General features: G+C 71.9%; 9 protein-coding genes. 4 read left to right on the top strand and 5 right to left on the bottom strand.

The features are described 5' to 3' along the window. Nucleotides 1-182: 182 nt before the first annotated feature. From FHP29_RS00205 to FHP29_RS00195, 3 genes are all read right to left on the bottom strand, one after another. Nucleotides 183-653: a peroxiredoxin gene (locus FHP29_RS00205; protein ID WP_139620864.1), complete on the bottom strand. Its 471-nt coding sequence runs from the start codon at nucleotides 651-653 to the stop codon at nucleotides 183-185. Nucleotides 654-679: 26 nt separating this feature from the next. Then, complete coding sequence (locus FHP29_RS00200) at nucleotides 680-2,323, bottom strand: AMP-binding protein (RefSeq protein WP_139620863.1); 1,644 nt, start codon at nucleotides 2,321-2,323, stop codon at nucleotides 680-682. 98 nt (nucleotides 2,324-2,421) lie between these two features. Next, entirely contained in the window at nucleotides 2,422-2,859 is a 438-nt protein-coding gene (locus tag FHP29_RS00195; RefSeq protein ID WP_476703652.1) for a DUF3052 domain-containing protein, read from the bottom strand. Between the two features lie 160 nt (nucleotides 2,860-3,019). On the opposite strand from FHP29_RS00195, the gene aceE reads away from it, so the two are divergent. Continuing rightward, complete coding sequence (gene aceE, locus FHP29_RS00190) at nucleotides 3,020-5,848, top strand: pyruvate dehydrogenase (acetyl-transferring), homodimeric type (protein ID WP_139620862.1); 2,829 nt, start codon at nucleotides 3,020-3,022, stop codon at nucleotides 5,846-5,848. An 11-nt stretch (nucleotides 5,849-5,859) separates the two neighbouring features. Here the strand turns inward: aceE and FHP29_RS00185 are convergent, their stop codons facing one another. Together FHP29_RS00185 and FHP29_RS00180 are read right to left on the bottom strand one after the other, a co-directional pair. Then, nucleotides 5,860-7,869, bottom strand: coding sequence for an SGNH/GDSL hydrolase family protein (locus tag FHP29_RS00185; protein ID WP_139620861.1), 2,010 nt, complete (start codon nucleotides 7,867-7,869; stop codon nucleotides 5,860-5,862). Between the two features lie 66 nt (nucleotides 7,870-7,935). Further along, nucleotides 7,936-8,934, bottom strand: a complete 999-nt coding sequence (locus FHP29_RS00180) for an alpha/beta fold hydrolase (protein ID WP_139620860.1) — start codon at nucleotides 8,932-8,934, stop codon at nucleotides 7,936-7,938. Between the two features lie 132 nt (nucleotides 8,935-9,066). Between FHP29_RS00180 and FHP29_RS00175 the strand changes: the two genes are divergently transcribed. The 3 genes from FHP29_RS00175 to FHP29_RS00165 form a co-directional block, all read left to right on the top strand. Then, entirely contained in the window at nucleotides 9,067-10,248 is a 1,182-nt protein-coding gene (locus FHP29_RS00175) for a PucR family transcriptional regulator (protein WP_139620859.1), read from the top strand. Between the two features lie 217 nt (nucleotides 10,249-10,465). Then, on the top strand, nucleotides 10,466-11,440 hold the full coding sequence (locus FHP29_RS00170; RefSeq protein ID WP_139620858.1) for an ACP S-malonyltransferase: 975 nt from the start codon (nucleotides 10,466-10,468) through the stop codon (nucleotides 11,438-11,440). After that, the coding region (locus tag FHP29_RS00165; protein ID WP_158296426.1) for a beta-ketoacyl-ACP synthase III at nucleotides 11,437-12,383 on the top strand (947 nt) is incomplete at its 3' end. The genes FHP29_RS00170 and FHP29_RS00165, both read left to right, overlap by 4 nt.

The raw sequence follows: 12,383 nt of genomic DNA, 5'->3' as shown, positions 1-12,383 counted from the left end.
GCTGGCGACCGCGCCCGACTGGCGACACGCTCGGCCCAACAAAAAAGGCTGAACCGCTGGCGTCTCGGGTCACCAGCGGTTCAACAACCCAAAGATTACCGGCCGGACCTCGTCCGTCCAACGGGTTGAGCAGAAATAGTTGAAAAATGACTCAAAGTGACTAGGCGACCAGGTCGATCTGCCTATCCGGCGGCGGCGCGCAGCGCGTCGAGCAGGTCGTCGGCGCTGCGGGCGGCGGGCTTGGGGTTGTGCACCGCCCAGGTCAGGCGCCCCGTCTTGTCGACGACGTACGACGACCGCTCGGGGCTGCCGCCGCGCTCGTCGAACACGCCGTAGGCGCGGGAGACCTCGCCGTGCGGCCAGAAGTCGCTGAGCAGCCCGAAGTTGAGCCCGTCGGCGTCACTGAACGCCCGCAGCGCGTAGACCGGGTCGCAGGAGATCGCGAGCACCTCGGTGTCGAAGGTGAGGAACTCGTCGAGCCGGGTGCGGATGCCGTGCATCTCACCGCTGCACACGCCGCTGAACGCGAAGGGGTAGAAGACCAACGCCACCGCCTTCACCCCGCGGTACGACGACAGCGTGATGTCCTGGCCGAACTGGTCGCGCAGGGTGAAGTCGGGCGCGAGCCCTCCGAGGTCGATGCCGGTCGCCATGCTGGCAGGTCCTGCCACGTCGGGCCTCACTCGCTCGGCTCGATGGTGGTGAGCTCGCGCTTGAGGACCTTGCCGGTGGCGTTGCGGGGCAGCTCGTCGAGGAAGACGATCTCGCGCGGCACCTTGAAGCGGGCGAGGTTCCGCTTGACCAGGTCCTTGAGCTCGTCGGCCGAGACCGGCTCGGCCTCGGGCACGCGCACGACGAAGGCCCGCAGGCGCTTGCCGAAGTCGGGGTCGTCGACGCCGATGGCCGCGACCTCGGCGACCCGCTCGTGCGTGGCGATGCAGTCCTCGACCTCCTTGGGGAAGACGTTCTCGCCGCCGGAGACGATCATCTCGTCGTCGCGGCCCTCGACGTAGAGCCGACCGTCGGCGTCGAAGCGACCGACGTCGCCGGAGGACATCAGGCCGTCGACGATCTCCTTGCCTCCGCCGCCGGTGTAGCCCTCGATCTGGAGGCTGTTGCCGACGAAGATCCGGCCGGACTGTCCGATCGGCAGCTCACGGCCCTGGTCGTCGAGGATGCGTACGACGGTCTGGTGCGGGAGCCGACCGGCGCAGCCGGGGGCCTCGCGCAGGTCCTGCGGCGAGGCGATCGAGGCCCAGGCGACCTCGGTGGAGCCGTAGATCGAGTAGAGGTTGTCGCCGAACCGGTCCATCCACTGGGTCGGGAGGTCGCCGGGCAGGGCGGAGCCGGACGAGGCGACGGCCTTGAGGTGCGGCAGCGGATAGCGGTCCAGCGTCTCCTCGGGCAGGGCCAGGATCCGCTGCAGCATCACCGGGATGACGGCGAACGAGTCGCAGTCCTCGTCGTGCAGGATCCGCAGGGCGTCCTCGGGGTCGAAGCGCCGGGTCAGGACCAGCGTGGTGCCGAGCATCATGGCGAGCTGGTAGTGGGCGAAGCCCCAGGTGTGGAACAGGGGTGCGGCCACGTGGCACTTCCAGCCGCTGCGCAGCGGCATCCGCGACAGCAGGGAGATCGCGGCCGGAAGGCCTCCCTGCGGACGGGGCGCGCCCTTCGGCGTACCCGTGGTCCCGGAGGTCAGGATGATGGTGCGCCCCTTGTCGGCCGGGGGCGCGAGATCCGCCGTACGGCCGGCGGCGAGCCCGGCGGAGATCAGCCCTTCGATGCTGTCCGAGCCGGCCTCCCCGTCGGTCCAGCCGAGGACCCGGTCGGCGATGTCGGCTCCGGCGAGCAGGCCGGTGAACTCCTCGTCGTGGACGACGACGCGGGGCCGCTCCCGGGCGATGACGTCGGCCAGCTGCGGCCCGGCGAACGCGGTGTTGAGGTAGAGCACGTCGGCGCCGAGCTTGCTGACGGCGATCGAGGCCTCGATGAACCCTCGGTGGTTGCGGCACATCACGGCGACGCCGTCGCCGGGCCGGACGCCGCGGTCACGCAGCCCGTGGGCCAGCGCGTTCGTCCGCTTCTGGAGGTCGCCGAAGGTGAGCGCGCCGAGCTCGTCGATGATCGCGACCTGCTGGGGCATCCGCAGGGCGATGGTCTTGAACCCGCCCGCGGGCGTGGTGCTCCACTGGCGCAGGGCGTTCGCCATGCCGGCGATCACGCGTGGCGAGTAGGGCCGCACGATCCCTGACTCGGTCAGGATCTTGAGGCTGGTGGCGGTGTCCTTGACCCGGCCGGCCACCTGGTTCGCGATCTTCCCCATGGCTCTATTCAAGCCCACCGCCCCGACCGCGGGTCGAGGCGGCCCGGATCAGGCTCGAGTCAGGCCCGAGTCAGGCCCAGTTCGCGCTCAGGTGAGGCTCAGGCCACCGACTTCGGGGCCACCAGGCGCGTCGCCGCCCAGTCCTTGCTGACCGCGGCCGCGGTCGTCTGCGAGAGGCCCGCGATCGGCGCCGCCTCGGCGATGTCGGCCGCGTCGACCGCGCCCGGTCGGCCGATCTTGGGTGTCAGGAGCCAGATCACGCCGCCGCCCACGAGATCGGTCAGCGCGTCGACGAGGCCGTCGACGAGGTCGCCGTCGTCGTTGCGCCACCAGAGCAGGACGGCGTCCACGACGTTGCCGTAGTCGCCGTCGACCAGGTCACCGTCGATGGCGTCCTCGATCGCGACGCGCAGCTCGTCGTCGGTGTCGTTGTCCCAGCCGAGCTCCTGGACCACCAGCCCCTTCGTGAGGCCCATCCTCTCGGCGGGTCCGGTCGGGCCGGATGAGCTGGTGCCGCCGGTGGCGGTCGAAGTCACGGTGAGTCCTCCAGTGGTCGGGTACGACGAACGTCCCCGCGGGGTGCGGGTTGGGAGTAGTCCAGCGGAGTCAGGGGCCACGGCGCAACCCTCAGCCCGCAGGAACGGCGCGGCGGGAGTACTGACCGGTAGATTTCCTGCCCCTCGCGGAGGTGCAACGATGGGCGACGTGACCTCCGACACGAACACCGATGCCACCACCCCGGCCGTGCGGGTGGCCTCGACGCCCTCGGTCATCCACGAGGGCCTGCCGACCCAGCTTCCGGACATCGATCCCGACGAGACGCGCGACTGGATCGAGTCGTTCGACGCCCTGGTCCAGGAGCGGGGCCGGGAGCGGGCGCGCTACGTCATGCTGCGCCTGTTGGAGCGGGCCCGGGAGGCGCAGGTCGGGGTGCCGGCGCTGCGCAGCACCGACTACATCAACACCATCCCTCCCGAGCGCGAGCCGTGGTTCCCGGGCGACGAGGACGCCGAGCGGCGGATCCGGGCGTTCATCCGGTGGAACGCCGCGGTCATGGTGTCGAGCGCCAACCGCAAGGGCCTCGAGGTCGGCGGCCACATCGCGACCTACCAGTCGAGCGCGAGCCTCTACGAGGTCGGCTTCAACCACTTCTTCCGCGGCAAGGAGCACCCGGGCGGCGGGGACCAGGTCTTCATCCAGGGTCACGCCTCCCCCGGCATCTACGCCCGCGCCTATCTCGAGGGTCGGCTGTCCGAGGAGCAGCTGTTCCGCTTCCGCCAGGAGGTCCAGCACGGCAAGGGCGCCGGCCTGTCGTCGTACCCGCACCCCCGGCTGATGCCCGACTTCTGGGAGTTCCCGACGGTCTCCATGGGCTTGACCGGCATCAACTCGATCTACCAGGCGCGCTTCAACCGCTACCTGCACAACCGCGGCGTCAAGGACACCAGCCAGCAGCACGTCTGGGCGTTCCTCGGCGACGGCGAGATGGCCGAGCCCGAGTCGCTCGGCGCGATCCGCATCGCCGCGCGCGAGGAGCTCGACAACCTCACCTGGGTCATCAACTGCAACCTGCAGCAGCTCGACGGTCCGGTCACCGGCAACGGCAAGATCATCCAGGAGCTCGAAGCCAACTTCCGCGGCGCGGGCTGGAACGTCATCAAGGTCATCTGGGGCCGCGAATGGGACGCCCTGCTCGCCCGCGACGTCGACGGCGTGCTGGTCAACCAGATGAACTCCACGCCCGACGGCGCCTTCCAGACCTTCTCGGTCGAGTCCGGCGCCTACAACCGCGAGCACTTCTTCGGCCCCGACCCGCGCCTGCGGGCGATGGTCGAGCACATGACCGACCGGCAGATCGAGAAACTGCCGCGCGGCGGTCACGACTACCGCAAGGTGTACGCCGCCTTCGACGCCGCGACCAAGCACGTCGGCCAGCCGACGGTGATCCTGGCGCACACGGTCAAGGGCTGGACGATCGACGCCCTCGAGGGCAAGAACGCCACCCACCAGATGAAGAAGCTGACCCAGGACGACCTCAAGAAGTTCCGCGACCGGCTCTACCTGCCGATCAGCGACCGAGACCTCGAGTCGGCCTACGAGACCACCGGCGCGGCCCCCTTCTTCCACCCCGGCGCGGACTCGCCGGAGATCGAGTACATGCTCGAGCGCCGCCGCCAGCTCGGCGGCTCCCTCCCGCAGCGGGTGGACCGCTCGACCATGCTCACGCTGCCGGGCGACAGCGTCTACGCCGAGCTGAAGAAGGGTGCCGGCAGCCACAAGGTCGCCACCACGATGGCCGTCGTCCGCCTCCTCAAGGACTGGATGAAGGATCCCGGGATCGGCCAGCGCATCGTCCCGATCGCGCCCGACGAGTACCGCACCTTCGGCATGGACGCGATGTTCCCCTCGGCCAAGGTCTACGACCCGCACGGCCAGCAGTTCGAGTCCGTCGACCGCAACATGCTCCTGCAGTACAAGATGTCCGCGCAGGGCCAGATGCTGCACGAGGGCATCTCCGAGGCCGGCGCCATGGCCTCCGCGATCGCCGCCGGGTCGTCGTACACCACGCACGGCGAGCCGATGATCCCGTTCTACATCTTCTACTCGATGTTCGGCTTCCAGCGCACCGGCGACTCGATCTGGGCGATGGCCGACCAGCTCGCCCGCGGCTTCCTCATCGGCGCCACCGCCGGCCGGACCACACTCACCGGCGAGGGCCTGCAGCACGCCGACGGCCACTCTCCGCTGATCGCGGCGACCAACCCGGCGGTCGTCCACTACGACCCGGCCTTCGGCTACGAGGTCGGGCACATCATGCGCGCCGGCCTCGAGCGGATGTACGGCGCCAGCGAGACGCACCCCCGCGGCGAGGACGTCATCTACTACCTCACCGTCTACAACGAGCCGGTGGCCCAGCCCGCCGAGCCCGAGGGTCTCGACGTCGCGGGCCTGCTCAAGGGCATCTACCGCGTCGGCGGCATCGACGGCGCCCATGGCGACGGGCCGCGGGTGCGCCTGCTCGCCTCCGGTGTCGGCTTCCCGTGGATCGAGGAGGCCAAGCAGATCCTCGCCGACGAGTGGGGGGTGCGTGCCGAGACCTGGTCGGTCACGTCCTGGAACGAGCTGGCCCGCGACGCGATCGACGCCGGCAAGTGGAACCTCCTCCACCCCGACGAGGCCCACCGCACGCCGTACGTCACCGAGGTCCTCAGCCAGGGACCCGACGCCCAGGCTCCCGTCGTCGCCGTGTCCGACTACATGACCGCCGTCCCGCTCCAGATCGCCCAGTGGGTGCCGGCCGACTACCACGTCCTCGGCGCCGACGGCTTCGGCTTCGCGGACACCCGCCCGGCCGCCCGCCGCTACTTCCAGGTCGACGCCCCGTCGGTCGTCGTCCAGGCCCTCGCCGCTCTCGCCGACGCCGGCGAGATCGACCCCGGCCGGGTCAAGGAGGCCGTCGAGCGCTACCGCATCGACGACCCCACCGCCGTCGCCGGCGTCCTGCAGGAGGGCGGCGACGCCTGAGGGCCCGCTCGTCAGAAACGCTGGATGGCCCGCCGCCGGAACCGCTGAGCGCTCACGCCCACCGCGAGCACCCACGACCCGCCGGCGGCAAGGGCCACCAGCAGGAGCGGCAGCGCCGTGCCCGGCCCGAGGCGGCCGAGCGCCCACGCGTCAGTCGCCGGGCCGCACCCGCCGCCCCTCTCGAAGCACAGCGTGGTCGCCGAGCGCGTCGGCACGGGGAGGTCCGTCGGGGGCGCCGGTACGCCGTCCAGGCTCCGCTTGGTCGCTGGCGGCAGCAGCGCGGGGAGGCCGACCAGCTCGTTCCCGTCGGCGTCCAGCCGCTGCTGCGACGAGAGCCAGCCGGTGAACGCCGCGGCCAGCGCCGCGTGCCCGCGCTCGTTGGGGTGCAGGCTGCTGTGGATCCAGTTCCCCGGGTTGAACCGGTCGAGCGCGGCGCCGCCGACGCCGCGCAGGTCCAGGAAGTTGAGCCCCGGGGTGCCGGACTCGTCGCACAGCGCGAGGTGGGAGTCGGTCAGCGCCGAGCGCATCGGCTCGACGTAGTAGACGCCGGTCTCCATCGCAACCTTCTCGATGGTGTCGTCGAGCCGGTCGGTGAAGGCCCGCACGAACCGGATGTCGCCCGCCTCGACCGGCGCCCGGACGCACCCGTCGTCGGTCGCGAACGCGTCGGGGTAGGGCATCACCGCGATCGGCGCGTCCGGGAAGGTCGCCGCGATGGCCAGGTAGGTCGCCCGGAGGGCCTCCTCGACGTCCGGGAGGTTGTCGTAGAAGTACGCCGACACCTCGGCGTCGTCGCAGCTGCCCATCGACAGGCAGGAGGAGCCGACCTGGCGGAACCCCGAGTCGTTGCCGCCGATGCTCAGCAGGACGAGCGCCGGGACCAGGTCCGGGTCGGCCGAGCGGAGCTCCGCGAGAGCGCGGGCGGCCTGGATGCCCTCGCCTGCGTACTGCTGGTCGTCGCCGGCCCGGCCCACGACGTTGCGCGCCCGTGCGCCCGAGCAGGCCCGGAACACCAGCCGGTGCGCGTCCAGCGCCTGCGCCGCGAGCACCGGCCACGCCGTGGCCGCGCGACGGCACTGGTTGCCGCCGGCCACGTTGGTGCTGTCGAGGTAGCGGGCCGCCCCCTCCCCCGAGCTGTACGAGTCCCCGAGCGAGACCACGACCGGCTCAGGCGCACCCGGCTTCGGCGGTGACGCCTTCGCCGACAGCACGACCGGCTTCACGTCCTGCGATGCCGGCGTGAGTCCCATCAGCGCGAGCAGCGCCAGGACCATGGCGATGTCAGCGAGGCTGCCGACCGCGAACGCCCACGTGAGCACCACGACCACCACGACGAGGATCAGCAGGTAGCGCGTCTCGGCGAGGAAGGTGACCCCGACGACCAGACCGAGGGCCGTGGCGGCCGCCCCGCCGATGATCCACAGCTGCCGCTCGCGCTCAGCGCCGTCGAGCGACTGCGCGATGATCCGGCGCTCGGACAGCACGTGCACCAGGGCCGGGACCGGGACGATCGCCACCAGGAGCAGCGAACCCGCGAAGATCGTCGGTGTCCGGCCGAGGAGCCAGAGCGCGCCGTACGCGACGACGAGCAGTCCGGCCAGGACCTGCCAGCGGAACACCCCGGCGGCGACCGGATCGCCCTGGATCACCCGCCAACGCAGTTTGCGGATCGCGAGCCCCGCGGCGATGTACGCCGTGATCAGCGCGCCGAGGACGAACGTCGACAGCGACCGCTCGAGGAAGACCCCGATCAGGATCGTGACGACGACGGGCACCGCGAGCGCCAGGGCGAGGAGCGGCCAGCTGCGGTAGTCCTCGCGGCCCTCGATCCAGTTGGCGTCGAGCCCGCGCACCCACAGGGTCGCGGCGATCAGGAAGGCCGCGAAGGCGGCGTACATGACCGCCTGGGTCTGCCCCTGCCGCGCGACGACGAACAGCGCCATGACGGCGAGCACGAACGCCAGCAGGCGCACCGCGTCGGGGTGGCGGAGCGTGCGTGGGTGGACCGGTCCCGCGGTCATACCGCCATTGAGGCCTGCCGGGTCCGCGCAGGCAATAGCCCGGACGGACCATCCCCCAGGCCGCGCTCAGGCCGAGGTGATCGCCTCGTCACGAACCTCGTCGCGAGCCTCGGCCGCGGCGACCGCGGCCAGCGGACCGAGCGGTGCGGTCGCTCCGGCCTTCAGCATCCGCCGGAACCGAGCGCGGTTATAGGCGGCAGGCTCGGTCGTGGAGATGAAGTCGTCGAGGAGGCGCACGAACTCCGCCGGGTGGTCCTTGTGCGGGAAGTGGCCGGAGTCGCCCAGCACGTCCACCCGGACGTCAGGAGCCAGGGCGCGGGCGTGGTCCGCGTGCGTCGCCGGGATCACCAGATCCTCGGCGCCCCAGAGCACGGCCATCGGCATCGCCTCGCTGAGGTAGGCACGGTCCGACATCGTGACGATCTGGCCGCGCCAGTCGATGACGGCCCGCACCAGGTGCCGGATCGCGAACCGGGTGCGGCGGTCGCGCCAGGACTCCACGATGGCCGCGGCCTCGTCGAGGTCGCGGGTGTACTTGCGCAGCGGTCCGAACGTGGCATAGCCGGCCGCCGTCCGCAGGGCGAGGGTCTCGACGTGCCGGACGCCGGGCAGCGTGAGCATCCCGACGAGGCGGAACCACCCGGGGACCTGGACCAGGCGGATCAGCGGGGTGACCTCCCGGCCGAGACCGCCGGTCGAGACGAGCATGACGCGCTGCGTGCGCTCGGGGAACTGGTAGGCGAACTGCATCGCCACGCCTCCGCCGAAGCTGTGGCCGACGACGGTGACCTTGTCGATGCCGAGCACCGTGAGCAGGTCGCGCATCCCGTTCGCGTAGCCGCCGAGGGTGTAGTCCGCGCGCGGCTTGTCGGAGCGACCGTGCCCGAGCAGATCCGGGGCGATGACGGTGTAGCGCTCGGCGAGGTCGTCGATGACGTGCGCCCAGGTGGTGTGGTCGCAGGCCAGACCGTGAAGCAGCAGCACCGCCGGACCGGTGCCCTTCTTGACGTACGCGCGGCGCTTGCCGTGCAGCGTCACGTACTGGACGTCCTCGACCCCAACCATTGCGGCCCCCTTCGCGTCCGGCCGGCACACGCACACCCTGGCAGCGGTGCACGATTCAACCACGCGGAACGCGCGGCTCGACACCCCGGCCTGCGATACCGGCCGGAGCGGCGGGCGCAATAGGCTGACGTCATGTCCCCCACCGGTTCGGCGCAGCGGGCCGAGGCCACTCGACAGCTGCGGGCGGCGACGGGTTCGCTCAGCACGGCCGCGACGTCTCGGATGGACACCGATCTGCCCTGGTTCAGGGACCTGAGCGCGGAGGAGCGCTCCTACGTGGGGATGATCGTCCAGGCGGGTGTGAAGAGCTTCGTCGACTGGTTCGCCGACGAGGCCGGGTCCGACCCGCAGGACCACGCCCTCGTCGGCCAGGTGTTCGGGGCGGCCCCACCCGCCATGGCCGGCACGGTCGACCTGCACCAGACCGTCGACCTGATCAAGCTCACCATCGACGAGGTCGAGGCCAACATCGAGCGCCTGCTCGACCCCGATGTCCTGCCCGACGTGCACGCCGCCGTCCTGCGCTACGGCCGCGAGGTCGCCTTCGCCACGGCCGAGGTCTACGCCCGCGCGGCCGAGGTGCGAGGTCGTTGGGACGCCCGGCTCGAGGCGCTCGCCGTCGACGCCGTGCTGCGCGCGGAGACCGACGAGGCCGTCCTGTCCCGCGCGAGCGCCGTGGGCTGGTCCTCGCGCGGCGAGGTCGCGGTCGTCGTCGGCACCGCGCCGCCGGAGGCCGCGGGCGCCCAGACCGGCGTCTTCGAGGAGGTACGCCGATGCGCCAGGGAGGGCGGACTGGACGCCCTCAGCGCCGTCCAGGGCCACCTCCTCGTGGTCATCCTCGGCGGGGTCGGCCAACTCGAGAAGGACGCGAGCTCCGTGGTCCACCTCTTCGGCGAGGGCGCGGTGGTCGTCGGCCCGATCGCGACCGACCTCGCCCATGCGCACCTGTCCGCCCGGGTCGCGCTCGACGCACTGCGCGCGGCGGCCGGCTGGCCCGACGCGCCCCGCCCGGTCTCGGCGCACGACCTGCTGCCCGAGCGGATCCTCGCCGGCGACGACCTGGCGCGCACCGAGGCCATCGACGACCTCTACCGACCACTCGCCGAGTCCCGCGGCGAGCTGGTCGAGACGCTCGTGGCCTACTTCGCCAACGGCGCCGGCATCGAGGCCACGGCGCGCTCGCTGTTCGTCCACGCCAACACGGTGCGCTACCGGCTGGGCCAGATCGCCGACCTGACCGGCCTGACCCCCTCCGTCCCCCGCGACGCGCTGACCCTTCAGCTCGCCCTCGTCCTCGGACGCCAAGCCCGATGACGCGGCGGCGGACCAACCAGGCCGGCTCGGCCCCAATCCCCGAGTCTTGCCGCCAGGCGGAGGCAAGCGCGGGCCGAGCGCAGCGAGCGCCCGCGCGCAGCCTTCGACTGGCGACACGCTCGGCCCCAAGGACTTGTAGGACCTCCACAAGGACGCGCGAGCAAGTTCGTGGACGGCTCAGGCGCGTTCGTCAGGGTGCGGACGGCAGGCTGGTTGTGTGCTCGTGATCGTGGCGCCCGGACAGGGTGCGCAGACCCCAGGCTTCCTCTCCTCCTGGCTGGAGGATCCTGCCGTCGCGGCCCGGGCCGCGTGGCTCTCCGCCGTCTCCGGCCTCGACCTGGCCCATTACGGCACCGAGGCCGACGAGGACACCATCCGCGACACCAAGATCGCGCAGCCGCTGCTGGTCGCTGCCGGGCTGCTCACCGCCCAGCAGCTGGCCCCCGACGCCGTCGACGGTCTCGACGGCGTGGCTGCGGTCGCCGGGCACAGCGTCGGTGAGATCACCGCCGCCGTCGGTGCGGGTGTGATCACCGCCGAGCAGGCCATGGTCCTGGTCCGCGAGCGCGGCCGGTCGATGGCCGACGCAGCCGCGGTGACGCCGACGGGCATGACGGCCGTCCTCGGTGGCGACCGCGACGAGGTTCTCGCCGCCATCGCCGCGCAGGGCCTGACCGCGGCCAACGACAACGGCCCCGGCCAGATCGTCGCGGCGGGCACCACCGAGCAGCTGGCGGCGTTCGCCGACGCCGCCCCCAAGGGAGCGCGCCTGCGCCCGCTGTCGGTGGCCGGGGCGTTCCACTCCTCGCACATGGCGCCGGCCGTCGACCACGTCACCGGGCTCGCCGGCTCGGTGTCGGTGCGCGACGCCGCGACGCCGTTCATCACCAACTCCGACGGCACCGTCCTGCGCGAGGGCCGTGAGGTGCTGGACCGCATCGTCGGCCAGATCGCCCGCCCGGTCCGCTGGGACCTGTGCCTCGACACGATGCCCGGACTGGGCGTGACCGGGTTCTTGGAGCTCGCCCCGGCCGGCACGCTCGCCGGCATCGCGAAGCGCTACTTCCGCGGTCGCGAGACCAGCGTCGAGACCTTCGCCCTCAGCACGCCCGACCAGCTCGACGACGCCCGGGCGTTCTGCGCCAACCACGGCGCCACGCTCGAGCGCCGGCCCGGGGGCGTGTCCGCATGACGAGCCTGCGCACCGAGACCGGCTCCACCCACGCCGCCCTCCTCGGCGTCGGCGCCTACCGCCCCTCCCGGGTGGTCCCCAACGCCGAGATCGTCGATGCGATCGACTCCAGCGACGAGTGGATCCAGCAGCGTTCGGGCATCCGCACCCGTCGCATCGCCGGAGACGACGAGACCGTCGTCTCGATGGCGGTCGCCGCGTCGCGCCAGGCTCTCGAGCAGGCCGGGATCGACGCCGAGCAGGTCGACACCGTCATCGTCGCCACGGTCAGCCACCTCATGCAGACCCCGGCCGCCGCGACCCTCATCGCGCACGAGCTCGGCACCAGCCAGCCGGCCGCCTTCGACATCTCCGCGGCGTGTGCCGGCTTCTGCCACGGCGTCGCGCTCGCCAACGACATGGTCCGCGGCGGGAGTGCCCGCTACGCCCTGGTGATCGGCGTCGAGAAGCTCTCCGACATCACCGACCCCACCGACCGCGGCACTGCGTTCATCTTCGCGGACGGCGCAGGCGCCGTCGTCGTGGGCCCGTCCGAGACCCCCGGCATCGGGCCGGTCGTGTGGGGCTCCGATGGCGAGCAGGCCGACCTCATCCGCTCGCGCCAGGACTGGCGCGAGGTGTTCGACGCCGGCGCCGACGCGGTCTGGCCCGCGCTGGTGATGGAGGGCAACGCCGTCTTCCGGTGGGCGTCGTACGCCATGGCCAAGGTCGCGCAGCAGGCGCTGGATCGCGCCGGCGTCAGCGCCGACGATCTCGACCTGTTCATCCCCCACCAGGCCAACAACCGGATCACCGACGCGATGGCCCGCGCCATGCGCCTGCCCGACTCGGTCCGGATCGCCCGCGACATCGTCGACGCCGGCAACACCTCCGCGGCTTCGGTGCCGATGGCCCTGCAGCGGATGATCGACGACGGCGACGCGAAGTCCGGCGACGTCGCCCT

Origin of the sequence: Nocardioides albidus (genome assembly GCF_006335005.1) — a bacterium.
GTDB lineage: Bacteria > Actinomycetota > Actinomycetes > Propionibacteriales > Nocardioidaceae > Nocardioides > Nocardioides albidus.
This window is presented reverse-complemented; position numbering and strand designations above follow the sequence as displayed.